The organism is Methanothermobacter sp. (assembly GCF_030055435.1).
Taxonomy (GTDB): domain Archaea; phylum Methanobacteriota; class Methanobacteria; order Methanobacteriales; family Methanothermobacteraceae; genus Methanothermobacter.
This window is the reverse complement of sequence record NZ_JASFYG010000004.1, coordinates 63,624-89,088: the sequence shown is the minus strand read 5'-3', so window position 1 is coordinate 89,088 and position 25,465 is coordinate 63,624. Positions and strand designations below refer to the sequence as shown.

Genomic DNA, 25,465 nt, shown 5'->3' with positions numbered 1-25,465 from the left:
ATGATTAGTCAGGATAAGAAAATCCTCCTGAGACAGCTTAAGAAACTTGAAAGGGACCTTGAGGAGGGTAATATTTCAAGGAAGGAATACAGTGAACTGAAGGAACAGTACACCAAGGAACTTGAAACAATTGAGGCAGTTGAAAATATAAGGCGGCTTCAGGGACAGAAAACCCCGGAAAAATCCCTCGACCACTGGGTGGAGGAATCACGGAAAAGGAAGGAAGAAGAGGAGAGGGAGGAACTCCTCAGAAGGTACGTCAAGACAGAGGAGGTTAAGGAAAAGAGGGGTCTGAATCTGTCGCTCATAGGTGCCATAATAATTGTGGCGGCGTTCTTCTTCGGAACTGGATTCGGGCTGTACTTCATGAACATGAAGGAGGAAGCCCCTGTTACAGGAACCGTCACCGTGAACGAAACAGCATTTCCATCCTTCAACAACACAGTTAAAAATGTAACTTTAACCTCCACCACAAAAAGGAGCCCTACCAATACAACACCCACCACTCCAGCCACCCCAGAGAAGCCTTCAACACCCACCACTCCAACAGCCCCCGATAATCAGGGGAGTGGAGGGGAAAGTCCACGATCATCACCATGAGAGTGAGGAAATTGCATGAGGAAACACTGGCTCATCCTTTTCATAGTAATGGTTGTTGCGTTGTCAGGATGCACATCACTGGACAGTAACTCGGAGAACCAGACCAAGAGGTTTTCAGGAAACAATATTTCATTTGAGTATCCATCCAACTGGGTGACAGCCAATTCACTGGCAAACGAAACGGTCGCAGCAGTTGGAGACCCCTCATCGGTTGATTCATCTGGACTTGCACAGGTCTCAGTTGTGATCCAGTCAAGGGAACTTGAGGGTAACCTCTATGATATGTACAGGGATAACTATGATACACTGTTCACCAACTCCAGTTACAGGAGGGTTTCAGAGACAAACACAACCATAGGTGGTTACCAGGCAATAGAGAATGTCTACATTGTCCTAGATGGGGTGCAGAAGAAGCAGAGGGCCATCTGGATACAGAACAACAGAAGGGTCTATGTGATACTCTGCACAGCCCCGGCTGAGAGGTTTGATGCTGAAAGGAAGAACTTCGACCTCATTGTGAACAGCTTCAGATTTATTTAACCACACCCTCCTTTCTTTAGGGATACACCAAAACTATAAATTTATATTTATCAAAATATTATTAAATTATAAGGGTCACTGCAGTGATAACTAAATGGGCTCTTTTTATTTTATCTCCATAGGTTTAAAGACTGTACTGGGTTTTTAAACCGGGATTTACAGGTATGGACTCGTTTACGATAACCACGGTAATCACTAAAGAAAAGGAGGAAGAAGGAATGGTATTGCCAATATGCGATGTCTGTCTTAAAAGCGGAATTTTATGTCAGGGCTGTGAAAATAAACTTAAAACAGGGGAGGTAAGTCAGACTGAACTGGAGATCTCAAAGGTTCTATACAGGATTGGAGAAGGGAAACTTGGATTTAAAAGGGCCATAGACCTTGATGGAATAGTTATAATCATAACAGAGTCTGATGAGGTCGGAAAACTAATAGGTAAGGGCGGTAAAATCGTAAGGGCAATATCAAGGGCCCTGGGCAAGAAGGTGAGGGTGGTCGGTGAGAACTCTGACCTAAAATCAGTTGCAGAGGATGTCCTTGCACCTGCAAGGATTTCAGGGATCAACATAGTATTTGGAAAGGACGGTGAGGAACGCTTCAAGATCAGGGTTATGCGGGAGGATGCAAGGAGGGTTCCAGGGAAACTTGAAACCCTCAACGAGATAATAGAAATGCTGACTGGAGAGAAAACGGTTGTTGTTATAGATGACAAATGATGGGGATGGAATGGAGATTGTACTCTGCGTTACAGGAAGTGTTGCCGCCATTGAGGCGGTTAAGCTTGCAAGGGAACTGAGAAGGCAGGGTGCCAGTGTCACCTGTTTCATGAGTGAGGACGCCTGCAGAATAATACATCCCTATTCAATGGAGTTTGCCACGGGAAGCAAACCCATCCTTGAACTTACAGGGGAGATAGAGCACGTTAAGTACGCCGACGCGGACCTAATCCTAGTGGCCCCTGCAACAGCTAACATCATAGGTAAACTTGCCTTTAAGCTGGCCGACAACCCCATATCATCCCTTCTCCTCACGGCGTCAGGGATGGGGACCCCCATAGTTATGGTCCCATCAATGCATGAGGCCATGTATGCCGCTGCAGAGGAAAACATACGAAGGCTGAGGGATGAGGGTGTTGTCTTTGTTGAGCCCCGCATGGATGAGGGGAAGGCCAAGTTCCCGGACATCAACACGATAGTACTGGAGGCAATGAGGCAGACCTCAAAGCAGAGGTTGAGGGGTAAAAGGGTCCTCGTAAGCCTTGGCGGAACATATGAACCAATAGATCCAGTGAGGGGCATTACAAACAGAAGTTCAGGTAAGATGGGTCTTGCGGTTGCACGAAGGGCATACATTGAGGGTGCAGATGTCACACTCCTGGCGGGTGTCGTCTCAGTGGATATCCCCCAGCAGTTCACAGTTATAGGGACTGAGACAGCGGATTCCATGGCATCAGCAGTCAGGGAACTTATAGGGGAACATGATGTATTCGTATCAGCTGCAGCCGTCGCTGACTTCAAACCCACCTACACAGAGAGGAAGATATCCTCAGATGGAGAGCTCACACTCACACTGAAACCAAACCCCAAGATCATAAAAATTGCAAGGGAACTTAACCCCGACGCACTTATTGTTGGATTCAAGGCCGAGTATGATGTCCTTAGGGAGGAACTTATCCGATCTGCAGAGAAGCAGATGCGGGAGGCTGGCGTGGATATCGTCGTTGCAAATGACGTTTCAGTTGAGGGGTTCGGCTCAGACAGCAACATGGCCATCATAGTCTCAGATGAGGCACTGGAACTTCCTGTAATGAGCAAGGATGACCTCGCATCCCTCATAGTTGATGAAATTGCAGGGAAACTTGAAGAAAAGGAACGAAATTCTTGAAGAAGCTTAAAAATTATGCTTTAACTCATTTATTTCAGTAGAAATCATTAAAAATGGGGTTATTCACTCCAGGTTATTGTATTGTAACAATAACCCGGAGGTGAAATTATGGCCTTCAGTTGGGATTAAAATTATGTAACTAACCCAATATATACCTTTTTTACTAAAAATCTGTTAAAAAATCATATGAATTTCAATCACTTCTTTTAACAAGGACCGCCATATGGTCCTTCTCGTAGGGATTAAGACCCACCTGATCCATCACCTGGAAATCTGAGTCCCTGAGTTTCCTGACCTCCTCACGGAAGATCTTACGGGGGCTCCTTGTAACATCTATGCTCCTGGCCTTTATCATTATGAGACCGTAGCCATCATCCCTAAGGAAATATTCCATATTCTCGGTGAACAACCTGGTCTGGTCTGGCTGTGCAATGTCACAGTATACAAGGTCAGCCGCCTCAACCATCCTGAGGTAATCTCTGGGCCTTGAAGCATCCTCAAGAAGTGGCAACATGTTCATACGGACACTGCACACCTCAAGGAGCTCCCTCATCATCCTAGGTGAAAATTCAACGCAGTATACCCTGCCGTCCGTCACAATATCAGAGATGTGTGAGGCTGTTGTTCCGGCCGAAGCCCCAAGATACAGTACCCGGGAACCAGATTTCAGGCTGAAACCTCTGAGGCCATTGTGAATGGCGGCGGCAAGTTTGGATCGCCTAGGATCCCAGACCCGGTACTCCCTGCCACCCCACTCTATGAGCCTCTCCCCATATACCCTCACACCGGGATTGGGGTTCACTGTGAGGAGCGAGTCATTCATCATAAAAACACCATCAAGGCCCTTAACACGTTTCACTGGACACAACCTCCATTCCGATCATCTTTTCCTCGGGAACCTCTTCCTTTTTACTGGAGGTTTCTTGTTTTTATTTTTTATGAATTTGAATCTCTCATTGAAACTTTCAATGATCTTTGGATCGAATTCCCCACTAAAAACATCCTTTCTCACTGCAATTACTATTTTACCGGCAAGAAGCCTTGCAACCTTGCCCCTTATCCACCATGGTGATGACCGTATGGATGGGTGCTGAAAGATCACACCATGCTTGGGTGGCCTGGCATTTGATTTGAGGTGCCTGAAGAGGGCTTTCTCAGCCCCGAGGACCTGTACAGTGGATGAGGGGAGCATGGCAAGTTCCCTGAGGCCACCTGCATGTGCAATGAGCCTTGCACCAACATTCGCACCTGCAATTGCCCTGAGGTTGGGGGCGAGCTTCTCCATTTTGAGGTCAATGTACCTCTCGGTGTCCTGCCTCAGCCTCTGGAGTCTCCTGATACTCTCTGCAAGGTCCATGAAGATGTGGAGGTCCTCGCTGCTGATATCTGAACCTATGCTTTCCTCCACATCCATCCTGAAATTTTCAAGTATCCTGTCCCTGTCACCGTACCTGGCAACCAGCTCAACGTACTGCTCATGACTCTTCACACCATCCAGTTCCGGGAAGTGAAGGGAATACCATTCCCTCAGCCTCTCTATCAGTTTCCCGATCTCCTCGTCCAGTTCATCAAGGGCGTTTATGGCCTGTATGAGGAACCTGTCGGATTCCCTGAAGGAATCCCTCAGTTTTTCCCTGGTTGCTGAGATGAGGGCTCTGTGTATGAACCTTGATGGGGGGGTATCAGTGATTGATTCCAGTATCTCATCGAGGTTCTCCCTCAGATGGACTCCAGCGGCTGATGGCATTTCGAACCTGATTTTACCAAATTCAGAGTATGCAGGTGATGGTTCGGCCTCAACAACAACTTCATCGTATTCATCAAGGAGCCTTTCAAGTATTCTCCTCTCCTCGAGCGTGATACTTCCCCTCTGCGATTCGTTGAGCCGGCTGGCCAACTCATCCACCGGGAAAGTTTCATAATCTATGACTTTCAGATCTTCACTGAAGGCAACAAAACCAGCAACGCAGCCTGTGAGGTAACACTTCATAGGGGTACATCTATAGGTGGTGACTATATATATTTAGAAGGTGTTTTTCATGCTGAGGACCAGGATATGTAATATTGAGCTCAGGAATCCAACCATGCTTGCTGCGGGAGTTATGGGGAGCATGGCGTCATCCCTCAACAGGGTCTACCGTGCAGGTGCAGGGGCCGTTGTAACCAAATCCTTTTCACTTGAACCCAATGAGGGCTATAAAAATCCCACCACGGTCGAGGTTACCGGCGGGATCATAAACGCCATAGGCCTATCAAATCCAGGGGTTGATGCATTTAAAGAGGAACTCAGGGGGGTGGATGATGATGTGCCCCTCATAGCATCCATCTACGGGTCTTCACCGGAGGAATTTGCCAGGGTGGCGGCTTCAGTGGAGGAGTACGTGGATATGATCGAACTCAATGTCTCCTGTCCCCATGCCATGGCTGGTTGCGGGGCTTCCATAGGACAGGATGCAAGCCTGACATTCAGGGTGGTCTCGGCTGTAAAGGACGTCGTGGGCGTGCCGGTATCCACCAAGCTCACACCAAACGTTACAGACATCGTTGAGATAGCAAAAAGCGCCGAGGATGCAGGTTCAGATGCCCTGACCCTCATAAACTCCCTTGGCCCCGGGATGAAGATCGATATAAAAACAGCAAAACCTGTACTCTCAAATGCCTTTGGGGGAATGTCGGGTCCCGCCATAAAGCCCGTGGCTGTAAGGTGCGTCTATGATGTTTACCGCAATGTTGAGATCCCCCTAATTGGTGTCGGTGGCGTCAGGGACTTCAGGGACGCGGTAGAATTTCTCTTTGCAGGTGCAGTGGCCGTTCAGGTGGGTACAGCCATAATGTATGATGGCCCCGAGATCTTCATGAGAATATGCAGGGGCCTTGAGGGGTTCATGATTGAGAGGGGCTTCTCATCGGTTGATGAGATGGTTGGCCTGGCCCACGAGGGGAGGTGATTTCATGGGAAATGTTCCAGAGGTTCTTGAAATTAAGGGGATAGTTGAGGAATCTGAGACCGTCAGGACCTTCATATTTGACTGGGACTTCAGGAGTGAAATAGTGCCCGGTCAGTTCGTCATGGTCTGGAATTTCAGCGACGAGAAACCCATGTCAGTCTCACTCATTGACCATAAGAGGTCTGAGATTGGCATATCCATAAGGAGGGTTGGTGAATTCACATCAGCGGTCCATGAACTGGGCGAGGGAGACCTTCTGGGAGTCAGGGGGCCCTATGGGAGGGGTTTTGAACTCATGGGGAGAAACCTGATCCTTGTGGGCGGCGGGATAGGCATGGCCCCCCTGGCAGCCCTTGCAGATGAGGCTGTGGCGCGGGGCATGAATGTGGATGCGCTTGTGGCTGCAAGGACAGCAGATGAGCTTCTCTTCACTGAGAGACTCGAGAATGCAGGTGTTAATATCCATACATGTACAGATGATGGAACCTGCGGGTTTCAGGGATTTGCACATGAACGCCTTTCTGAAATGGATGTAAAATATGACATGGCGGCTGTGTGCGGTCCAGAGCCCATGATGTTCCATGTGAAGGCGGTGCTTGATGAGAGGGGGATACCGGCCCAGTTTTCCCTTGAGAGGTACATGAAGTGTGCCGTGGGTATCTGTGGCCAGTGCTGCGTTGATGGGACAGGGTGGAGGGTCTGTGCCGAGGGCCCTGTCTTCTGGGACCATGAATTACGGGGTGTCAGTGAATTTGGCAGGTACAGGAGGGACGCTGCCGGCCGGAGGATCAGCTGGTAACTGGTGGTTTCATGATAGAGAAGCTCAGGGGCACCATCACATCTACTTCATTCCTTGTACTTGCACTGATACTTCTATCGGCCATTGTAATCTATCCCATCTGGACCATGCTCTTCCTGGGGGCGGTATTCGCCTATATTGTAAGGCCGGTGGCTTTAAGGATAAATGAGAGGATACCCTACCTCTCGGTCTCCATAATCATAGCCATGGTCGTTGTTATAATGCCCCTTGTTGGTATAGTGGTTTTCACCGTGGATTCCCTCATAAACTCCACCCCCTCACTCATAACCCTTGCAAGGGGCTTTGATATCCCCAACCTTCCGGGACAGCTCCAGAGTTCAGGGGTCACCCTGGGGGCTTTGAGGGGTATTCTAACCGACGTACTGAGCGGATCCATCAACTATGTGATTGATGTGATACAGTCAGTCCCCATGATAGCCCTGCAGCTCTTCGTATTCCTCTCATCAACATTCTACTTTGCAAGGGATGGTGAAAGGCTCCTTTCATATATAAGGGGCCTCATACCCCCTGAAGCCAGGCCCTTCATGGGGAGGATGGCCTCTGAGACAGAACGTGTTCTCATGAGCATATTCTATGGCCACTTCCTCACAGCACTCCTCATAGGTATCATGGCAGGGGTCGGCTTTCACCTCCTGGGCTACCCCTACGCCATAGTCCTCGGTATAATAACGGGGATATTTCAGCTCATACCGGTTATAGGTCCATGGGCGGCCTACACGCCCCTCGCCATCTATGACCTCGTGAGCGGGAATATCATCAGGGGGGTCCTGGTCCTCATATTCGGGATATTCCTCAGCACAATCGACATATACCTCCGGCCAAAGCTTTCAGGTAAGTATGCTGATATACACCCCATGATATTCCTTGTGGGTTTCCTTGGGGGCCCGGTCGTATGGGGTGTTGCCGGGTTCATAGTTGGGCCACTGGTCCTGGGGCTTGCCTACGCAGCCCTTGAGGCCTACAGGCTTGGAGAATCAGCTGGTGAGGAGAACCGGTGAACATAAAGTGTCATGCTTATTCTGGTTATTTCGTAATAGGTAAGCTATGATGATGGAAAGAATTCACCAGAACCCGTGAGAAGCCGGATCCAATTATCAGAAAAATTACGCTGGATAAGGTTCTTATCCTCTTTTTCATGTTCCAAGGTTTCTTTCCAATAGAGCAATAGGGGGTTTATTCCAGTAATGATCTCATAACCATGAACCTGTACGATGATATGCAATATATTTTTCCAATATTCCTCTGGGAGATAATGATCCCTAACAGTAAGTATAGCGTTACCCATAATTAATACACATCCCAAGTGGCTGAAGTACTACACTACCCTCCTTGCTAACACACCTCCCAAAAGCCAAAAGCAAAAGATTACCAATATCCATTGAAATATATGTTTGATGTTCCACGATAAATTCTTTGATGCTACCTGTAATGTTGTTGAGTTTGGAGTTTATGTAGCTATTGTTGTTGCGTATGCTGCTATGTTAACTCCTATGAGGCCCTGACCCATCAGGTCATAACTGATGATTTCAACAAGGGTCATGGGATTGTGTGGGGCGGGTTGTATTGGGCTAATAAGGCCCCTTGAAGGCTTTTCTCTCGCTGTTCTTTAAGCCTTCAAAGGTTTGCTGTGCTATTACCCAGGAGTGACTTTAGCCTTTCATTTGGAGTTCTTTCAGGGTTTTTTTGGCTTTTTTGTATTGTGGGTCTATTTTCAGGGCTTTTTTGTAGGATTTTTTGGCTTTTTGGTGTTTTCCAAGTTTTTGTAGTGTTTTTCCTTGCATGTACCATAGTGTTTTGTCTTGGGGGTTTAGTTTGAGGGCTTGCTTGTAGCATTTCAGGGCTTCCTCTGGTTTTTTGAGGTCTTCCAGGATTATCCCTTTCCATTCCCATGTATCGGCGAATTCTGGGTTTATTTCAAGGGCTTTTTCAAAACATTCCAGCGCCTCCTCATATTTTCCAAGTTTTCTGAGGAGTAATCCCTTGTTAGCCCATGTTTCGTCGTTTTCTAGGTTTATTTCTAAGGCTTTTTCATAGCATTCCAATGCCTCATCATATCTCTTAAGTTCTTCAAGGACTACTCCTTTGTTGTTCCATGCTTTTGCATTTTTTTGGTTTATTTCTAAGGCTTTTTCATAGCATTCTATTGCTTTTTCAGGTTTACCTATTGTGTCAAGGAGCGCTCCTTTGTTGTTCCATGTTCCATCGTCTTCTGGATCTATTTGTAGTGCCCTTTCATAGCATTCCAATGCCTCATCATATCTCTTAAGTTCTTCAAAAATTAGTGCTTTGTTGTACCATGCCTCTACGAATTCTGCGTTTATCTGTAATGCTTTTTCATAGCATTCCAATGCCTCCTCATATTTTCCAAGACTGCGTAATCCGTTACCTTTATTATACCATGCTTTTGCATTTTTTTGGTTTATTTCTAAGGCTTTTTCATAGCATTCTATTGCTTTTTCAGGTTTACCTATTGTGTCAAGGAGCGCTCCTTTGTTGTTCCATGTTCCATCGTCTTCTGGATCTATTTGTAGTGCCCTTTCATAGCATTCCAATGCCTCATCATATCTCTTAAGTTCTTTAAGGACTACTCCTTTGTTGTTCCATGCTTCTGCTAGTTTTGGATTGTTTTTGAGGATTTTTTCATAACATTCTAAGGCTTTCTCTGGTCTTTTGAGTTTTAGTAGTGTCATTGCATTATAGTGCAAGATTTCCGGGTCGTTTGGACTCGCCTTGAGGGCTTTCCTGAATTCTTTAAGAGCTTCTTTGTATTTTCCCTGTTTTAGGCTTGATCGGCCCCCGCTGAGGCGCCATCCAGCTTTTCCCCTGGCCATCCAATCCATTATCTTCTTAAAGGGATTCATGCTCCAGCCTCTCTCAACTTCTTTTCCAGGTAGTTTTTGAATTCTAGTATGCATGCCTCTATCGCCTCGCGATTCTCATATGTTAACAGGGCCACAACGCCCATCCCGGTGCCTATTATAGTGCCTCCATGTTTTATGGCGCCCACAACATCCCCATCCTTTAAAGCCTCCTTGAACAGCTCCCATTCATCCCTCATGAATTTACCTAAATTATTTATAGCCCTTTCTATATCGTCGGGATCGCCACCAACACTACCACTGCTAACCGCCCTTAGAGTATCTACGGCTTCTCTATACTCATTTACCATTCTACGGGTCCATCCGTCTGACTGTCTTGATAGTATTTCAAGATAGTTTTGTATTGGTTCTGTGTCTCCTGTTAGTAATGTGTAGGTGATGAATGTTGGCAGACCACCTGGTGTTAGTAGTATGGTCATCATTGCGACATTTTCGAGGTTGTAACCAGGCTTTTTCTTGGTTTTTAAGTTTTTTGTGAAGTGCTGCTTTGGTTTTGTGTAATAGTTTGTTTTTTGGGTCTATTTTGAGTGCTTTGTCGAAGCATTTTAGGGCTTTTTTGTATTTGCCGATTTTGGATAATGTTATTCCCTTGTAAGTTAATGTTTCAATGCTTTTTGGGTTTATTTCTAGGGCTTTGTTGTAGCATTCTAGTGCTTCTTCATATTTGCCCAGCTCCTGGAGGATTGTTCCTTTGTTGTTCCATGCTTCTATAAGTTCAGAGTTTATTTCTAGGGCTTTGTTGTAGCATTTTAGCGCCTTTTTGTATTTTTTAAGTTCTTTTAGTATTATTCCTTTGTTGTTCCATGCTTCTGCATATTCCGGATTTATTTTTAATGCCTTGTCATAATATTTTAAAGCTTTTTGGTATTCTTTGTTTTGGGTGAAACAGAATCCTATGTTGAATAAATCTTTCTCAGTTTTTGATATGAGGAGCCTATAGACATTTATGGCTTTTTCATACTCTTCTTTTTCAATTAATCCCAACGCGATTTTTCCTAGAGAATATTCTATGAAAATGAAGACTACACTTAATAGAAATATAAATAATATGACTGCATTTAAATCCAATTTAATCTCCTCCAGTTTCTTTTTCAAGAACAGACTTCACAAATTCCTTAAAGCCACTCACCGCCCACGAACCAACCGTTATTCCTCCAGCAATAAGCTCAATACCATATTTCACAACACCCACAATATCTCCCCTCTTAAGAGAGTTATAGAACCTCACATATCTATCACGGAAAAACCCGAGAATATCTCCTCTTTTCCCATCGGGTCCTATTAAACTATTTGGATCTAAACTATTCTGAAGCTCTTTTATCACATTATCCAAGACTTCATTAGGATCCGTTATCTTCTTTAAAAGTAATTCAAAGTATGTAGCATCCTTACTCAACCATGCATACGCCATAGCAAGAGGTATGCCACTTGGTGTTAGTAGTAGTGTCATTATTGTGGCGTCTTTGATGTATGGTAGCCATTCAGGATGCTCCATGATAATATATGCGGCCAGGGTAACAGCCAAACTCAAACCAAGGGTTTCTGGGGCTGAAAGCACACCCAGTTCAAGCACAGCAGCCTCGGCTGTTGAAACACCAGCAACACCAATAAATTCCACCAACCACTCCAATTCAAAATTTCATTCCCAAGTTTTTTGGCTAGTTCTGTTTGTTGGTGGTAGTAGCAGTATGCTCCCATAAGATTGTAGATTATGTCTCTGACTATTCCTGTTTTATGGCCTATTATGATGTATCTTCCTTGGTTGTCAGTGATTAGCGTATAATTTTCGGTTTCGAGGATGTCTAGTGGCTCTCCATTGAGTAATTTCTGGCCTATTCCTGTTATTGGGGCGGTTGTGGGGTCTGATCCTGGGAATAAGGCTTCCATAACATAGTATTCTATTGGGTTTATTGTGGATGTCCTTGCGTAGTTGAATGCTTTCAGGTTTTGTGTTGTTCCGTTGGCTTTCACTCCCATGTTGTGGTTGCATTCCAGGCTTATCCATGTCGCTGGGCTGTGGTCTCCTGCTGAGACCATCGCTGGCCTGGTTCTTGTCCATGTTATGTTGTATTTTGCGGCTTGGTCTGCGATTGTGTCGTGGAGGTATATTGTTTCGAGGCCTGCGAGGAATAGTCCGTAGGCTGCTTTTAATGGTCCTGGAGGGTATTCTTTGTTTAGCCAGTATTGTAGTGTCTGGTTTGTTATTTTTTTGGTGGCTATGGTGTAGGTTATAATGGCGTCATAGTTGCTGGCTTCCAGGTTAGGGTGTCATTTATTATTATGTTGGGCCCGGTTTCTCCTGGCGGGTGTATGTAGTAGCCGTTTGTGTAGAGTAGTAGGAGCGTCCTTGTTGATCGGTTCCCTGGGAATGTTATGTTGGCTATTGTGACACTTTCTTCGCCAGGATATTCTATGCTGACTTGGAGGATGTCTATGCATCTTCCATGGTTTGTTAGGATGAAGTTCTTTTCTTGTTCTGTTAGGTTGAAGTTGTTGAGGTATTCATTTATTGTTTCGAGTTCGTCGAGTCCGAGTTTTGTGCAGATTTCTATGAGTCTGTTCAGTCCTGCGGTGGCGGTCCAGACAATTTCTCTTTGACTTTGCCTGTTCACTTGATAGAATGGGTTGGTTAGCTCTGCCAGTTTATATGCTACACCATCCTCCACAAGGAATACTGTCTCATTGAATGGGCCTGTAGCCATAGCCCCTATACTAATCCATTTGGCTGTATTGTTAAGAGGCATTTTAAAGGTTAAGTTTAAAGTTTGTCCCAAAAACGTTACTGCTGTTGAATTAACATGAATTGTCGCGAGCATAACCTCCAACATCATCGTCCTAGTGGATGTGACACCATAACCCCGGACGGTTAAGGTTACGGTGTATGTTCCTGCTTTGTAGGTGTGTGTTGGGTTCCTTTCAGTGCTTGTTGTGTTGTCTCCAAAGTCCCATTGCAATGACTGGATAGAACCTGTGCTCTTATCCATGAAATAGGTGGTGTAACCTTCGATTTTGTAGGTGTAGTCGGCCCGTGGCCTTGTGATGGTTCCTTCCTTTTTTGTTATTTGCTGTATTGTAATGTGGTCTGGTAGTTTGCCTGTGCTGTTGTAGAAGTTTATTATCCTTGCATAGGCATAGATCAGGCTTTCGTAGCGCACTTGTCCAATGGCTGTGTTGGCATAATTCGGCGACCTGCCATTGGATTCCATGAAGTTTTTGATGTTCTGGGCCGCCTGCAAATATCCGCTTTTGTATAGTGTTCCTGTTGCCGCCCCCCTCGGATTAGTAGGCGGATTATAATCAGGTAATGAAATACCGGCCCGTTTGCCCTGATTAAGGTTCAGGACAGTAGAGGACGCCACATACAAATAATTGTCTGATGTTATATCCTTCCCATTAACCACAACCACTGATGGTATACGGTTCTGCGATGTTGTATAATTCCCTATCATCTTAGAGGCGTCACAAACCTCATCATAAGATAAACTTAGAGCGAAAGAATTACCTATAAGATAGAAACACAAACAGCCATCATAAAGAACAGAAACTTTCTCATAAAAAATACCTCCAGCAAAAATAAAGTTGATTATAAAATAATATAAAAATATTATTATCCACTTGAGGACCGAAAAACATAAATCCCATTATATAACACAAATTTAGTATTAAAAGTATATTTATTAGATAATATATTCGTCACTTACATTTTCTCTTAGATCTCTAACATCCAATGTTCATGATTTTCATTAAAAACTTACAAAAAATCCATGCAAAGCATGCATGAAGTGCTAATATCTCTTTCTTTGTAATGCAGATGAGGTTGCATTGAGTGTTTCTTTAAATTGGCATTGGAATGATTTTCCCAGTGATAAATTGGCATTTCATCACATAACGTCTCTGTTTGAGTCTGTATCTGCGGTACTTACACCCCACCACGAGGAGCGTATGGTTTATTGCCAAAGGGGAAGCGATAATGCTTACATCACGTAATTTTTCACGTTCTTTACTGTAATTCTTCAGCAAGGGCTTAACATCTTTATCGATTTGTAATGGGTGTATTGTCTGTTCACAGAAACTCTAACTCAATGGTGTCTTATTACATTTTTTGACATGAAAGGGATCTATATTTTTTATCTGATTTTTTTCTTGTTCCGTTTTGTTTTAGAAGTTGTTCAAGTCGAGATTTTGAAGGTGTTTTTACAAGTCAACTGCTCTGTGTTCACATTTTTTAATATCTTTTGATACTATGGCATACTGGTCTGGCAAGACAGTTAAAACGGATAACCCATTCATTCCTAGAACATTTTATTAGTCCCACACAACAGAGTAAAGTCATGGAAAGATACAGTATGGTGCTCCTTGACATCGACTACCTAACGGTCGATGAGATGCCCGTCATCAGACTCTTTGGTAAGGACAAGTCAGGAAATGAGCCAATCATCGCATACGACAGTTCATTCAGGCCATACATCTATGCGATCCCCACCGATACAGAGAGGTGCCTGGATGAACTCGCTGAACTGGGACTGGAAAAACTTGAGGTCACAGAGCGAAGGGACCTTGGAAAACCGGTGGAGGTTATAAGGATAGAATTAAGGCACCCCCAGGAGGTTCCGAAGTTAAGGGAGAGGATAAGGAACCTTGAATCCGTTGCGGATATAAGGGAACATGACATCCCATTCTACAGGAGGTACCTCATTGACAGGTCAATCGTTCCAATGTCAGGGATAGAATTTAATGGCGTGGAGGTGGACTCGGCACCATCAGTCACATCAGATGATGTGAGGATCATTGAGATAACCGATGGGATAGAAACATCTGATTCTGGCTTCCCCCAGCTGGACATCCTCAGCTTCGACATTGAGGTGAGAAACCCCCATGGGATGCCTGACCCTGAAAATGATGAGATAGTGATGGTTGGAATTGCCGGTAACATGGGTGTTGAATCGGTTATATCAACGAGGGGCGAGCACCTGGACTTCGTTGAGATGGTTGATGATGAGGCGGCAATCCTTGAGAGGTTCGCTGAAATCGTCAGGGAGAAAAAACCCGACATCCTTGTGGGATACAACTCCGACAACTTCGACTTCCCCTACCTATCAAGGAGGGCAGAGATCCTTGGAGTGGAATTTGACCTTGGATGGGATGGGTCAAGGATAAAGACCATGAGGAGGGGCTTTGCAAACGCAACAGCCATAAAGGGGACGGTGCACGTGGACCTCTACCCTGTGATGAGGAGGTACATGAACCTTGACCGCTACACACTTGAGAGGGTCTACCAGGAACTCTTCGGGGAGAAGAAGCTGGACCTTCCAGGCGATAAGCTATGGGAGTACTGGGACCGGGAGGAGCTGAGGGATGAACTCTTCAAGTACTCCCTTGATGATGTCGTTGCAACCTACCGAATCGCAGAGAAGATCCTCCCCCTCAACATGGAGCTCACCCGTATAGTTGGCCAGCCCCTCTTTGACATATCCCGCATGGCAACCGGACAGCAGGCCGAATGGTTCCTTGTAAGGAAGGCATACCAGTACGGGGAACTCGTACCAAACAAACCATCACACTCAGAGTTTTCAAAGAGAAGGGGCCGCAGGGCCGTTGGAGGGTATGTTAAGGAACCTGAGAGGGGCCTCCATGAGAACATAGTCCAGTTCGACTTCCGCAGCCTATACCCCAGCATAATAATCTCAAAGAACATATCCCCAGACACACTCACCGATGAGGAAGATTGTGACTGCCACGTCGCACCGGAATACGGTTACAGGTTCCGTAAGGAGCCACCTGGCTTTGTACCCTCGGTTATAGGTGAAATACTCTCTGAGAGGGTCAGAATCAAGGGGGAGATGAAGCGTTCAGATGACCCCATGGAGCGAAAGATACTCAATGTACAGCAGGAGGCCCTCAAGAGGCTTGCAAATACCATGTACGGTGTCTACGGTTACTCAAGGTTCAGATGGTATTCAATGGAGTGTGCAGAGGCCATAACCGCATGGGGAAGGGACTACATAAAGAGGACAATAAAAATAGCCGAAGAATTCGGTTTCCATACGGTTTACGCAGACACAGATGGTTTCTATGCCACATACACAGGGAGGAGGTCCTAGGACCTCACCTCATCCATGAACCTCTCTATTATCTCCTCAGGGCTTAAATCTATGACAGGTACATCCGCGTTACCAGGTTTTACAGGTACATGGGCAAAAACTGGCCCGTCCTCCTCAAGGACCCTTTTAAAGTCAGGTTCCTCCTGGAGCCGGATAACATTGAATCCCATTGACCCGGCAACATCCCCAAGGTCTATGTGATCTGAGTAGGTGCACTGGGAACCGGTGCTTCCGTAGCACCTGTTGTCCAGGAGGACTATGAAGAGGTTTTTGGGTGCCTGGGCAGCGGCTGTTACCAGTCCCCCCAGGTTCATGAGGATGGATCCATCACCATCAAGTACAACTATCCTTCTCTTCTGTGAGAGGGCAAGTCCAAGTCCAATGGAGGACGCCATCCCCATGGATCCAAGCATGTAAAAATGCCTTGACGAATCTTTGATACTGTAGAGCTCCCTTGATGGGAAACCCAGGTTACATACCACGAGTTCATCATCAAGGACCTCCACGATCCTTTCTATGGCTTCAATTCTTGTGAGCATGTTATCACCAGTAGGCAACCTCAAGGAGCACAGCCACAGGGTGCCTCTTTTTGAGTGAGAGCGCTGTGAGTTCCACTATGGATTCCCTTGCCTGGGGGGGTGTTTCAGGGGTACTGTAGGGTATTTTGAGGACATCCAGTATCTCGGTCGTGGCCCTTCCCATGGGGACCTGGGCCTCCATGAACTCACCTCTGGTTCCCCTGTGGCTTACAATCATTGTTATGGGGATATGGTAGAGGCTGTAGAGTGATGCGAGGACATTCACGGAGTTACCGAGACCTGAGTTCTGCATCAGCATGGCTGTGGTCTTCCCGGCCATGTAGGCGCCGGCTGCAACACCGAAGCCCTCCTCCTCACGTGTAACCGGCACGTGCCTGATTTCCGGGTCAGAGTCCACCATTTCAAGGACGAACCTTAGGTTCACACAGGGGACGCTGACCGCGAAGTCTATCCCCGCCTCCTTCATACCCTCATAAACAGCCCTGCTGCTATCCAACTTCATAACCCCTTAATCTTGAGGTCCAGGCCGAGTTCATCTGATATTTCGTTCAGCCTTTCAAGGAGCTTTTCATCCACATCTATTCCCTCTTCACGACGCCTCTTTATGTTCATGGCCTCAATGTCACCTGGTATGAGGACGTCACCGGATGATTTAACCTCCTCGATGAATTCATCCACACTGGATTTGAATTCCTCGAGGTCGACCATCTTTGAGGGGTCTATGGCCATCATGAGGTCACCCTTGGTGCACATCTCCCGGGGGTTCGCTGTTCCCCTCACCGCAGCCCCAAAGGCCGCCCCCACAAGGGGACCTGCCAGGATCTCTATCATGAATGAAAGCGCATAACCCTTATGCCCACCAAAGGGGAGTATGGACCCCTTAAGGGCAAGTTCAGGGTCGGTTGTGGGGTTTCCATCGGCGTCCAGGGCTATGTTTTCAGGTATCCTCTCACCCTTCCTGGCGGCCTCCAGGAGTTTGCCCCTTGCGGATGCTGAGGTTGCCATGTCAACCGAGACATAGTGCCTGTTTGATGGGATCCCTATGGCCACTGGGTTTGTTCCCAGTATGGGTGTTTTGCCACCTATGGGTGCCACTGCAGGCTCTGTATTTGCTATCACAACCCCTATCATGTCGTTCATGACCGCCATGTCCGAGTAGTATCCGGCAACACCGAAGTGGTTTGAGTCATGGACACCCACAAGCCCGACGCCGGTATCCCTGGCCTTTTCAATTGCAAGTTCCATTGCCCTGCAGGCAACAAAGTGTCCGAACGTGTGGTTACCGTTTATCAGGGCCGTTGAGGGGGTTTCCCTTTCAATGGTTATATCACCGTGGGGCTTTATCGTCCCACAGCGCAGCCCCTCAACGTACTGGGGGAAACGGCCGATTCCATGTGAACTGAAACCCTTCAGGTCAGCGTCCAGCGTAACATCAGCCACTATCTCTGAAACCTCCTCTGGAACCTCCATGGCGGTGAGTATTTCCTTTATGATTCTAACTTCCTCTTCAGCACTTATCCTCATAAGAGTCCTCCTAAAGTTTTATTGATTCATCGGTGTAAGTTTTAAGGGCAACCTCCGATTTCCTGGGTGTTACGTTACCGATATGGTGGGCGCCGTCACCAAGGACATCAAGGGCCTCATCCAGGTCATCCCGGCTGACAACAGCACAGAAGCCAACACCCATATTGAAAACCCTGTACATCTCTGTTATATCAACCCCTGCTTCGTGGATGGTCCTGAATATCTCCTGTGGTTCTGGCAGGGAATCAAGATGGTATCCAACGTCCCTGTTGAGCCTTTTGAGGTTTCCGAAACCCCCTCCTGTTATGTGGGCAAGGCCATGGACACTCACACCTGACTCAAGGAGCCTCATCACGGGATCCACGTAGATCCTTGTGGGTTCAAGGAGTTCCTCGCCCACGGTTTTAGTGGAGCCTGGCATTTCATCGTCCACTGAGAGTTTCAGCTCATCAAAGAACACCTTACGGGCAAGGCTCAGGCCGTTACTGTGTATACCGCTGCTTTCAAGGCCTATAACAGCGTCACCCTCCCCAACATTCGCACCGGTTATTATGCGGTCCACATCCACAAAACCGATCCCTGTGGCTGCAAGGTCAAGGTTCCTGATTATATCTGGGAGTGAGGCTGTCTCACCACCTATTATGGCCACCTGTGCGATTTCAGCACCCCTTGCAAGGCCCTTACCTATCTCATCAGCAACATCAGGGTTTGGTTCTTCAACGGCGAGGTAGTCAACGAGTGCCGCCGGCCTTGCGCCCACACAGAGTATATCATTTACCACCATTGCGATGCAGTCAATCCCCACGGTGTCATACCGGTTCATCATCTCAGCGACCAGTATCTTGCTACCGACACCGTCGGTGCTCATGGCTATGGCCACATCACCCATCCTCACCAGGGCCGCGAAGTGGCCGGCCCCGCTTATAATGTCGCAGTATCTGAGTGTGTCCTTAAGCCGGGAGGTTAAGCGTGATACGGTCAGCTCCTCCAGGTCTATATCCACGCCGGATTCTGAATAGGTTACCATTCAATCACCACTAAAGAATAGTTTAAGGTCATCTAAATAGTTAGCCTCACTGTATACGTACCGTTTCAAGGTTCAGCGGTGTTTTTGTTTCGATGCGGTACGTCCTGTAAATGCTGGATGCAAGGTCAAGGGTCTTGTAGTTATCACCGTGACAGAGCAGTATCTTCTCAGGTTTTGGTGATATTCTCTTCACGTATTCCATGAGCTGTCTTCTGTCTGAGTGACCGCTGAAACCCTCAATGGTCTTTATGTTCATCTTCACATTGTAGACCCGCATCTTGTCCTCCTCATCCTTGAGGGGGATCTCCTTCCATCCCTTCTGGATCCTCCTACCAAGGGAGCCCTCGGCCTGGTAACCCACAAATACCAGTGAATTCTTGGGGTCCTCGCAGAGCCACTTGAAGTACTCCAGGGAGTTTCCTCCTGTCAGCATACCCGATGTTGACAGGATTATTGAGGGTTCTCCCTCAACGATCTCCCTGCGCTCATCCATGCCATTGACCTTATGGAAGATCTCTGAGATGAAGGGGTTGTGGCCCATATGGAATATCTGATCCCTGAGGTCCTTGCTGAGGTACTCGGGTCTTGCCGTATGGATTGCGTTGGCCTCCCAGATCATACCGTCTATGTATACCGGGACCTCATCGATTATACCTGTCCTTATGTACTCCTCAAGGACTATCATGAGTTCCTGGGCCCTTCCAACCGCGAATACCGGTATGAGTATCTTACCGCCCCTCTTAAGGGTGGAGTAGATTGTTTTCACAAGTTCCTTCTCTGCCCGTGTCCTTGGCGGCTGCACGTCCTCGTGTCCACCGTAGGTACTCTCCATCACCAGGGTTTCAATTCGCGGGAACCTGCTGGCTGCTGGTTCAAGGAGCCTGCTCTGCTCATACTTGAAGTCCCCCGTGTAGACCATGTTGTGCTGGCCGTCGCCTATGTGGAGGTGGGCCATTGCCGATCCCAGGATGTGTCCTGCATTGTGGAGTGTCAGCCGTATATCCGGTGCGATGTCGGTCACCTCACCGTAATCCAGGGTTATGGTGTGTTTGACGCTCTTCTTCACGTGTTTAACGTTGAATGGAAGTGGTTCGTCCTCCCTGTGGGCTATGTCTATGTGGTCAAGCTGCAGGAGCGTCATGAGGTCCCTGGTTGGGGCTGTGCAGTACACGGGCCCATCGTATCCGTAGTGGTAGAGGTAGGGCAGGAACCCTGAATGGTCAAGGTGGGCGTGGGTTATTATCACCGCGTCCAGGCTGTCCAGTGTGAATTCAGGGACATTGAGGTAGGGGTAGGAGTTCCTGTCATCCCCACCGGCAACGTTCACCCCACAGTCAAGGAGGACCCTGCTGTTGGGGGTCTGGAGGTAGAGGCAGGATCTCCCCACTTCCCTGAAGCCACCCATGGCTGTAAGCCGTGCCCAGTCATTCTCATATTTTGGTTTCTGGTGTATTCTATTTCCAAGCTGCTGCAGAATCTTCTTCCTTTCCTTACTGTTCTTCCTGAGGGTTCTGCGTATCCTCTCTATTATTTCAGAGGATATTGGTGGGGTTCTCAGTATCTTGGGGGCCCATCCAGTGTTCTTGACTATCTCCCTGGATGTTGAGCCGTACTTACCTATTACGAGTCCTGGCTTTCTTGCCTCGATGATGACCTCACAGGTGACATCGTCAAAGGATATGTTGGTTATCTTCGCCTCCTCAGGTACTATCTCATGGATCCTCCTTATGGTCTCCTCAGGGTCCATGAGGACCGAACGGTCGGATCTTATTATTATCCTCTTGCGGATGTCCTTTGCAATGTCCCTTATGAGGTTACCGTTCTCGGTTATTATCTCTGGGTTCTTGGTATAAATGACGACCTCGGGCCCCTCAAATTCCACCTTTGCAACCTGGACCCTCTCAGGAAGTCTCTGCATTATTGTCCTTTTGATTTCTTCAAGCATCTCTGAAACCATAAGATCACTTCTAAAAAACAGGGGATCAACAGTAAACGGAACGTTTACTGCAGATTAAAAAACAGGAAAAAAATCAGTTAAGGTCTTCAAGCCTTTTCTGGATTTCCTCTGGACTGAGCATCCTGAAGCCTTCATCCTCTGTGACAGTCGCCACAAGGATGCCGTTGCCTGAATACGTGTCCCTCTCCATGGCGGACTTTATGGCCCTTATGGCGATGTCAACCGCCTCATCAACATAGAGTTCATCGGTGTACCTGTCCTCAAGCACACCATAGGCCACAGGTGAACCTGAACCTGTTGATACAAACTTGTCAGGTATCATCCCCCCTGATGGGTCAAGGGAGTATATCTTTGCACCTGTTTCATCGACACCACCGAGGAGTGTCTGGACAATGAATGGGTAGAAACGTGATGAGTGAAGTATGTTGGCTGCAAGTGCAGCTGCAGCTTCTATGCTTATCCTTTCTGAGTTCCTCATTCGGTAAAGGGCGGCCTCTGCCTTGAGGTACTTCATGAGGCTCTGCGCATCTGCAACTGAGCCCGCTATTGTGGCTGCTATGTGTTCATCTATTTTAAAGATCTTGTCTGTGGCCTTGTGGGCTATGAGGTTGCCCATGCTGGCCCTTCTCTCTGTGGCAAAAACAACTCCATCTTTACATGTTATGCCGACAGTTGTGGTGCCTTTCAGCGTTTTTTCATCTTTCATAAATACACCTCAGTAAAAATAATAAAAAACCAGCTCCAGTTTTTAATTGTGTTTTATGATGTAAGTGGCTGTCCATCGGGACATAAAAGTTCTGTACCTTATATAAATTGGAGGTCCTTATTAAACTTTGCGATTTTTTTATAATAAATAAGGTTAAGGGGTTATCATTTCAGGATTTTATGGATCCTGACTGAAAGTTGGGGGGCTATGTTATGATTTCAGGCAGGCGGTCTGTCTCTGAGGCCACCTTTATCTCCCTTGCAACACGTCGCCCCATGCTCATCCCCTCCCCATGGAGGAGGTAACTGTAGGTGGATCCATGCATGAAGGTATTTGTTCCCCCATCTGTACGGGCACTCATCTCGAAGGTAACGATTTCCAGGTTATCTGTGCACATGGTCTGAAGGCAGAATGGGCCGTTCATACCGGGGGGCACGATCTTACTGGCAGCTTCAACCATACGGTCGCCCATCTCAAATGCCTGCGGAAGCAGTGATTCCCTCATTGCAACGGGGTGGTTACCTGTTATAACGTATGATGGGTCCAGGTTTATCTCAAGCTGGTCCCTTGCAGGGATCCTCACAAGGCCGTCGATGTTTGACTCGAAGCGGCTGTCCATACCCATGAGTTCCACTTCATCGTTCATGATTGAGTAGAAGTAGTGGATACAGAAGTTCGTACCTGATACATACTCCTCAATGTGGGCATCAGCAACATCATCCTCGGTTATCCAGCCCCTCTCAATCATTGAATCGATTTTATCGTTGAATTCCTCTGTACTGGACGCCACAAAGTATCCCCGGCCACCCCTGGCCCCTGGGAACTTGACCATCACTGGCCTGTCTATCTCTTCAGGGTCAGTGTACTTGAGGGGTATCCTTATACCAGCCTCCTTCATGAGTTTCCTTTCAAGGTCGCGCTCGGATTCCCATCTCAGTATGTCCCTGTTACCGAACATGGGGACATAGAAGTCGTTTTCGATATGGTCAAGGCCTGCGTAGGCCACAAATGATCCGTGGGGAACTATTATGCTGTTCATGGACCTTAATTTATCCTGAACATCATCATTTACAATGTCACTGAACTTATCAACAATTATGAATTCATCTGCAACCCTGAACCGCTGATATGGTACCTCCCGGCCCTTTTCACATACCACAGCGGTTCTGAAGCCCTCCTGTTTTGCACCGTTGAGTATGTGAAGTGATGTGTGGCTGCCAAGGGTTGCAACTGTTATGTCTTCCCTGCTGTATCCATCAAGGATGCTGAGTATCTCATCACGGTTTACCTTACTCATAAAAAAACCCCTCAAATTTATATATAAAGGGTTGGATTTCATGCTAGTTATCTTTTTTGCCTTCAACAGAAGCCATTAAATACTTTGATGAAGAAGAACATTTATGGATTTATTTTTCAGAAAGCCCTCCATAGCAGTGAAAACATGAAATGGGTGAGGATAGGGGACATCGTAGTTCTAAACAGGGATGTTGAGGACCCTCAGAGATTCCTTGAAATGCCTGGTGTGAGGGGTGTTCTCCTTGTTGAGGAGATACATGGACCCCTGAGGAAGCCCAGGGTCAGGGTCCTTGCAGGTGAATGCACCGAGACAATCCACAGGGAAAACGGCTGCCTTTTCAGGATAGACCTTTCCAGGGTAATGTGGTCAAGGGGCAACATAAATGAGAGGGCCAGAATACCCGGAGTTGTTGAGGACGGTGAAACCGTTGTTGACATGTTTGCGGGTATAGGCTACTTTTCGATACCGGTGGCGGTCCATTCAAACCCAGGGAGGGTCCACTCCATAGAGATAAACCCTGACTCATTTGAATTCCTCAAATCCAATATAAAACTCAACAGGGTTGAGGGGGTCGTGGAACCACACCTTGGGGACTGCCGTTCCATCGCCCCTGAACTGGACGCTGACAGGGTTATAATGGGTTATGTTGGAACCACCCACCACTTCCTTGAAGCTGCGCTGGAATGCGTCAATGAGGGGGGCGTTATACACTACCATGAAACTGTCCCTGAGAGTATAATGTTCTCAAGGCCCCTCAAGAGGATTGAAAGGGCGGCACACCCGAGGAGGGTGTCTGTTCTTGACAGGCATATTATAAAGAAGTACTCGCCGGGTGTCTGGCATGTTGTCCTGGATGTAAGGGTTCACTGAGGAGATAGTGGTGTCTGTTGCAGGCGTTGATCTGGCCGCATCTCATGAAAAAGAGACAGGCGTGGCCATAATAGATGGTGGAAAGGTGAATGTGTTCAGTGTCTTTTCATCTGATGATATAATCCATTCAGTGAAATCTGCAGATGCAGTGGCGGTTGACGCGCCACTCTCACTTCCCAGAGGGCGCTGCTGCCTCAGGAGTGACTGCAGCTGCAGCAGGCATGGCCACTTCAGAAGGGCAGACCTTGAGATCAGAAGGTATGGCAGTGTTCTACCATTGACCTGGAGGGGGATGAGGGAGCTCACCATGAGGGGTATCAGGATAAGGGAGGCACTTGAATCCCATGGTGTGGAGGTTATTGAGACACACCCAAGGACAGCGGAGAGGATGATGAAAAATGCAGGGCTGCAACTGGAACTCTGTGATACCTCCACCATGAGCATACACCAGAGGGACGCCCTCACAGCTGCACTGGTCGCCCTCCTATATACAGCGGGAAACTTCACTGAATTGGGGGATCCCTCCGAGGGAACCATAATACTTCCGTAGGTTGAAGAAACACAATCTAACATTTGAAGAAATCAGACCCTGAGATTAAGCATGAAAGACCCCGGTGGTTGAAGAATCATAATCTAAAAACAGTTTGAGAAACCAGTCTTAGGAACCATATTCTCAAAGAAGGATTTCATACAAGGAATTCAGGGTAAAGCCTTTCTATTGTCCCAATGACCTTTGGACTTAAGAAATCATGGTTGATGAACTTCCTGTAAACCGGTAACCTCTCCTTTAACGTGAAGCCAGCAGACTCTGTGAGCCTTCGAAGTTCATCTATCTCTGGCCAGGGGGCCTCCGGGTTCACGTAGTCCCTGCTCAGCGGTGAAACACCACCCCAGTCATCTGCACCTGCAAGTAGGAAGACCTCACCTGTTTCCCTGTTAAGGTTTGGGGGCACCTGTATGCTCACATCGGGAAAGAGGAGCTTGGCCACCGCAACCATCCTCACCATTTCAATGAGTGAGGGCTCTGGGTGGTTCTCCATGGGTATCCCGGGTTTTGCCCGGAAGTTCTGGATTATTATCTCCTGCAGGTGACCGTACCTGTCCTGTATACGTCTGAGTTCAAGGAGTGATTCAGCCCGCTCCTCCACTGTCTCACCTATACCCACGAGTATCCCTGTGGTGAACGGTATTTTAAGGCGCCCAGCGTCTTCTATCATCTTTATCCTTAAGGCAGGATCCTTACCGGGGCTTTCACGGTGCGCCTCTTCTTCCATCAGCCGGGGACTTGCAGACTCAAGCATGAGGCCCATGGAGGCGTTCACCTCCCTGAGCCTCCTGAGATCCCTGTAGCCAAGCACACCCATATTTGTGTGTGGCAGAAGACCATGATCCAGTGTGGCGCTGCAGAGGTGATGGGCATAGTCAACCATATCACTGAATCCGAGTTCTTCGAGTTTCTCCATCACCTCGGGGACCTCATGTGCATTCTCACCGAAGGTGAAGAGGGCCTCTGTGCACCCCATATCCCTGGCCCTTCTGACCTCCCTTAGGACGTCCCCCGGGGGAATAATGGGTGGGTCGGGGGAGTCTGACCTGAAGGTGCAGTAGCCGCAGCGGTTGCGGCAGGCCCTTGTGAGGGGTATAAAGACATTCCTTGAGTAAGTCACCTCGCCTGGCTCGCAGACACGCTTCATGAGGTCCAGTAGTTCAGGGCCATCAACAAGGAGAAGTTTCAGGATTTCTTCCTTTCCAAGAACCATGGAAGCACCGCTA

27 protein-coding genes are annotated in these 25,465 nt (G+C 47.4%); 10 read left to right on the top strand and 17 right to left on the bottom strand.

All coding sequences use genetic code 11. The annotated features are described in order from the left end of the window. From QFX30_RS05570 to coaBC, 4 genes are all read left to right on the top strand, one after another. A complete protein-coding gene (locus QFX30_RS05570) occupies window positions 1-600 on the top strand; it encodes a hypothetical protein (protein ID WP_300489365.1) in 600 nt (199 codons plus the stop codon). Window positions 601-615: 15 nt separating this feature from the next. Then, the gene (locus QFX30_RS05565) at window positions 616-1,140 is read left to right on the top strand and encodes a PsbP-related protein (protein ID WP_300489362.1); all 525 of its coding nucleotides are present in this window, start codon (window positions 616-618) and stop codon (window positions 1,138-1,140) included. A gap of 218 nt (window positions 1,141-1,358) precedes the next feature. Beyond that, window positions 1,359-1,856: a transcription elongation factor NusA gene (locus tag QFX30_RS05560; protein WP_300489771.1), complete on the top strand. Its 498-nt coding sequence runs from the start codon at window positions 1,359-1,361 to the stop codon at window positions 1,854-1,856. Window positions 1,857-1,866: 10 nt separating this feature from the next. Beyond that, window positions 1,867-3,024, top strand: a complete 1,158-nt coding sequence (gene coaBC / locus QFX30_RS05555) for a bifunctional phosphopantothenoylcysteine decarboxylase/phosphopantothenate--cysteine ligase CoaBC (RefSeq protein WP_300489359.1) — start codon at window positions 1,867-1,869, stop codon at window positions 3,022-3,024. A gap of 193 nt (window positions 3,025-3,217) precedes the next feature. On the opposite strand, the gene QFX30_RS05550 is transcribed toward coaBC, so the two are convergent. Both QFX30_RS05550 and QFX30_RS05545 read right to left on the bottom strand, forming a co-directional pair. Then, window positions 3,218-3,892 carry a fibrillarin-like rRNA/tRNA 2'-O-methyltransferase gene (locus QFX30_RS05550; RefSeq protein ID WP_300489356.1) on the bottom strand — a complete coding sequence of 225 codons (675 nt, stop codon included), beginning with the start codon at window positions 3,890-3,892 and terminating at the stop codon, window positions 3,218-3,220. A 12-nt stretch (window positions 3,893-3,904) separates the two neighbouring features. Then, window positions 3,905-5,014 (bottom strand): NOP5/NOP56 family protein, encoded by a 1,110-nt coding sequence (locus QFX30_RS05545; RefSeq protein ID WP_300489353.1) that lies wholly within the window; start codon window positions 5,012-5,014, stop codon window positions 3,905-3,907. Between the two features lie 49 nt (window positions 5,015-5,063). On the opposite strand from QFX30_RS05545, the gene QFX30_RS05540 reads away from it, so the two are divergent. Genes QFX30_RS05540 through QFX30_RS05530 form a run of 3 tightly spaced genes read left to right on the top strand, consistent with a single transcriptional unit; the run spans window position 5,064 to window position 7,790 of the window. Continuing rightward, complete coding sequence (locus tag QFX30_RS05540; protein ID WP_300489351.1) at window positions 5,064-5,972, top strand: dihydroorotate dehydrogenase; 909 nt, start codon at window positions 5,064-5,066, stop codon at window positions 5,970-5,972. A gap of 4 nt (window positions 5,973-5,976) precedes the next feature. Further along, on the top strand, window positions 5,977-6,771 hold the full coding sequence (locus QFX30_RS05535) for a dihydroorotate dehydrogenase electron transfer subunit (protein ID WP_300489348.1): 795 nt from the start codon (window positions 5,977-5,979) through the stop codon (window positions 6,769-6,771). Between the two features lie 11 nt (window positions 6,772-6,782). Further along, complete coding sequence (locus QFX30_RS05530) at window positions 6,783-7,790, top strand: AI-2E family transporter (RefSeq protein ID WP_300489345.1); 1,008 nt, start codon at window positions 6,783-6,785, stop codon at window positions 7,788-7,790. Window positions 7,791-7,834: 44 nt separating this feature from the next. Here the strand turns inward: QFX30_RS05530 and QFX30_RS05525 are convergent, their stop codons facing one another. From QFX30_RS05525 to QFX30_RS05495, 7 genes are all read right to left on the bottom strand, one after another. Beyond that, window positions 7,835-8,077, bottom strand: a complete 243-nt coding sequence (locus tag QFX30_RS05525) for a hypothetical protein (protein WP_300489343.1) — start codon at window positions 8,075-8,077, stop codon at window positions 7,835-7,837. 364 nt (window positions 8,078-8,441) lie between these two features. After that, window positions 8,442-9,707: a tetratricopeptide repeat protein gene (locus QFX30_RS05520; protein WP_300489340.1), complete on the bottom strand. Its 1,266-nt coding sequence runs from the start codon at window positions 9,705-9,707 to the stop codon at window positions 8,442-8,444. Beyond that, window positions 9,650-9,961, bottom strand: coding sequence for a hypothetical protein (locus QFX30_RS05515; protein ID WP_300489339.1), 312 nt, complete (start codon window positions 9,959-9,961; stop codon window positions 9,650-9,652). The genes QFX30_RS05520 and QFX30_RS05515 overlap by 58 nt, the downstream gene beginning before the upstream one ends. Before the next feature lie 37 nt (window positions 9,962-9,998). Then, window positions 9,999-10,766 (bottom strand): tetratricopeptide repeat protein, encoded by a 768-nt coding sequence (locus tag QFX30_RS05510; protein ID WP_300489337.1) that lies wholly within the window; start codon window positions 10,764-10,766, stop codon window positions 9,999-10,001. After that, on the bottom strand, window positions 10,741-11,289 hold the full coding sequence (locus tag QFX30_RS05505; RefSeq protein ID WP_300489335.1) for a hypothetical protein: 549 nt from the start codon (window positions 11,287-11,289) through the stop codon (window positions 10,741-10,743). The genes QFX30_RS05510 and QFX30_RS05505 overlap by 26 nt, the downstream gene beginning before the upstream one ends. Then, on the bottom strand, window positions 11,199-11,708 hold the full coding sequence (locus QFX30_RS05500) for a hypothetical protein (protein WP_300489332.1): 510 nt from the start codon (window positions 11,706-11,708) through the stop codon (window positions 11,199-11,201). Before QFX30_RS05500 ends, QFX30_RS05505 begins: the two co-directional genes overlap by 91 nt. Before the next feature lie 191 nt (window positions 11,709-11,899). Further along, window positions 11,900-13,078, bottom strand: a complete 1,179-nt coding sequence (locus tag QFX30_RS05495) for a pseudomurein-binding repeat-containing protein (protein WP_300489329.1) — start codon at window positions 13,076-13,078, stop codon at window positions 11,900-11,902. A gap of 924 nt (window positions 13,079-14,002) precedes the next feature. Here QFX30_RS05495 and polB1 point away from each other — a divergent pair. Then, window positions 14,003-15,772, top strand: coding sequence for a DNA polymerase PolB subunit 1 (gene polB1 / locus QFX30_RS05490; protein WP_300489326.1), 1,770 nt, complete (start codon window positions 14,003-14,005; stop codon window positions 15,770-15,772). On the opposite strand, the gene comE is transcribed toward polB1, so the two are convergent. From comE to QFX30_RS05455, 7 genes are all read right to left on the bottom strand, one after another. Next, the gene (comE, locus tag QFX30_RS05485) at window positions 15,769-16,311 is read right to left on the bottom strand and encodes a sulfopyruvate decarboxylase subunit beta (RefSeq protein ID WP_300489323.1); all 543 of its coding nucleotides are present in this window, start codon (window positions 16,309-16,311) and stop codon (window positions 15,769-15,771) included. The genes polB1 and comE overlap by 4 nt on opposite strands. Before the next feature lie 4 nt (window positions 16,312-16,315). Then, window positions 16,316-16,813, bottom strand: coding sequence for a sulfopyruvate decarboxylase subunit alpha (gene comD / locus QFX30_RS05480; protein ID WP_300489320.1), 498 nt, complete (start codon window positions 16,811-16,813; stop codon window positions 16,316-16,318). After that, window positions 16,810-17,835: an L-sulfolactate dehydrogenase gene (gene comC, locus QFX30_RS05475; protein ID WP_300489317.1), complete on the bottom strand. Its 1,026-nt coding sequence runs from the start codon at window positions 17,833-17,835 to the stop codon at window positions 16,810-16,812. The genes comD and comC overlap by 4 nt, the downstream gene beginning before the upstream one ends. Before the next feature lie 10 nt (window positions 17,836-17,845). Beyond that, complete coding sequence (gene purM, locus QFX30_RS05470; RefSeq protein ID WP_300489314.1) at window positions 17,846-18,862, bottom strand: phosphoribosylformylglycinamidine cyclo-ligase; 1,017 nt, start codon at window positions 18,860-18,862, stop codon at window positions 17,846-17,848. 46 nt (window positions 18,863-18,908) lie between these two features. After that, window positions 18,909-20,819 carry a beta-CASP ribonuclease aCPSF1 gene (locus QFX30_RS05465; protein ID WP_013296370.1) on the bottom strand — a complete coding sequence of 637 codons (1,911 nt, stop codon included), beginning with the start codon at window positions 20,817-20,819 and terminating at the stop codon, window positions 18,909-18,911. 73 nt (window positions 20,820-20,892) lie between these two features. Further along, window positions 20,893-21,525, bottom strand: coding sequence for an archaeal proteasome endopeptidase complex subunit beta (psmB, locus tag QFX30_RS05460; RefSeq protein ID WP_300489311.1), 633 nt, complete (start codon window positions 21,523-21,525; stop codon window positions 20,893-20,895). Window positions 21,526-21,730: 205 nt separating this feature from the next. Continuing rightward, a complete protein-coding gene (locus QFX30_RS05455) occupies window positions 21,731-22,822 on the bottom strand; it encodes a formate--phosphoribosylaminoimidazolecarboxamide ligase (protein WP_300489308.1) in 1,092 nt (363 codons plus the stop codon). A 144-nt stretch (window positions 22,823-22,966) separates the two neighbouring features. On the opposite strand from QFX30_RS05455, the gene QFX30_RS05450 reads away from it, so the two are divergent. Together QFX30_RS05450 and QFX30_RS05445 are read left to right on the top strand one after the other, a co-directional pair. Then, a complete protein-coding gene (locus tag QFX30_RS05450; protein ID WP_300489305.1) occupies window positions 22,967-23,692 on the top strand; it encodes a class I SAM-dependent methyltransferase family protein in 726 nt (241 codons plus the stop codon). A 10-nt stretch (window positions 23,693-23,702) separates the two neighbouring features. Beyond that, a complete protein-coding gene (locus tag QFX30_RS05445) occupies window positions 23,703-24,242 on the top strand; it encodes a DUF429 domain-containing protein (RefSeq protein WP_300489302.1) in 540 nt (179 codons plus the stop codon). Between the two features lie 136 nt (window positions 24,243-24,378). Here the strand turns inward: QFX30_RS05445 and cofG are convergent, their stop codons facing one another. Next, a complete protein-coding gene (cofG, locus tag QFX30_RS05440) occupies window positions 24,379-25,452 on the bottom strand; it encodes a 7,8-didemethyl-8-hydroxy-5-deazariboflavin synthase subunit CofG (protein WP_300489299.1) in 1,074 nt (357 codons plus the stop codon). Window positions 25,453-25,465 lie beyond the last annotated feature (13 nt).

Coding starts and splice junctions, on each gene's coding strand:
- QFX30_RS05570 (WP_300489365.1), top strand. CDS start 1: ATGATTAGTCAGGATAAGAAAATCCTCCTGAGACAGCTTAAGAAACTT.
- QFX30_RS05565 (WP_300489362.1), top strand. CDS start 616: ATGAGGAAACACTGGCTCATCCTTTTCATAGTAATGGTTGTTGCGTTG.
- QFX30_RS05560 (WP_300489771.1), top strand. CDS start 1,359: ATGGTATTGCCAATATGCGATGTCTGTCTTAAAAGCGGAATTTTATGT.
- coaBC (WP_300489359.1), top strand. CDS start 1,867: ATGGAGATTGTACTCTGCGTTACAGGAAGTGTTGCCGCCATTGAGGCG.
- QFX30_RS05545 (WP_300489353.1), bottom strand. CDS start 5,014: ATGAAGTGTTACCTCACAGGCTGCGTTGCTGGTTTTGTTGCCTTCAGT.
- QFX30_RS05540 (WP_300489351.1), top strand. CDS start 5,064: ATGCTGAGGACCAGGATATGTAATATTGAGCTCAGGAATCCAACCATG.
- QFX30_RS05535 (WP_300489348.1), top strand. CDS start 5,977: ATGGGAAATGTTCCAGAGGTTCTTGAAATTAAGGGGATAGTTGAGGAA.
- QFX30_RS05530 (WP_300489345.1), top strand. CDS start 6,783: ATGATAGAGAAGCTCAGGGGCACCATCACATCTACTTCATTCCTTGTA.
- QFX30_RS05525 (WP_300489343.1), bottom strand. CDS start 8,077: ATGGGTAACGCTATACTTACTGTTAGGGATCATTATCTCCCAGAGGAA.
- QFX30_RS05520 (WP_300489340.1), bottom strand. CDS start 9,707: ATGCATACTAGAATTCAAAAACTACCTGGAAAAGAAGTTGAGAGAGGC.
- QFX30_RS05515 (WP_300489339.1), bottom strand. CDS start 9,961: ATGGTAAATGAGTATAGAGAAGCCGTAGATACTCTAAGGGCGGTTAGC.
- QFX30_RS05500 (WP_300489332.1), bottom strand. CDS start 11,708: ATGGTCTCAGCAGGAGACCACAGCCCAGCGACATGGATAAGCCTGGAA.
- polB1 (WP_300489326.1), top strand. CDS start 14,003: ATGGAAAGATACAGTATGGTGCTCCTTGACATCGACTACCTAACGGTC.
- comE (WP_300489323.1), bottom strand. CDS start 16,311: ATGCTCACAAGAATTGAAGCCATAGAAAGGATCGTGGAGGTCCTTGAT.
- comD (WP_300489320.1), bottom strand. CDS start 16,813: ATGAAGTTGGATAGCAGCAGGGCTGTTTATGAGGGTATGAAGGAGGCG.
- comC (WP_300489317.1), bottom strand. CDS start 17,835: ATGAGGATAAGTGCTGAAGAGGAAGTTAGAATCATAAAGGAAATACTC.
- purM (WP_300489314.1), bottom strand. CDS start 18,862: ATGGTAACCTATTCAGAATCCGGCGTGGATATAGACCTGGAGGAGCTG.
- QFX30_RS05465 (WP_013296370.1), bottom strand. CDS start 20,819: ATGGTTTCAGAGATGCTTGAAGAAATCAAAAGGACAATAATGCAGAGA.
- psmB (WP_300489311.1), bottom strand. CDS start 21,525: ATGAAAGATGAAAAAACGCTGAAAGGCACCACAACTGTCGGCATAACA.
- QFX30_RS05455 (WP_300489308.1), bottom strand. CDS start 22,822: ATGAGTAAGGTAAACCGTGATGAGATACTCAGCATCCTTGATGGATAC.
- QFX30_RS05450 (WP_300489305.1), top strand. CDS start 22,967: ATGAAATGGGTGAGGATAGGGGACATCGTAGTTCTAAACAGGGATGTT.
- cofG (WP_300489299.1), bottom strand. CDS start 25,452: ATGGTTCTTGGAAAGGAAGAAATCCTGAAACTTCTCCTTGTTGATGGC.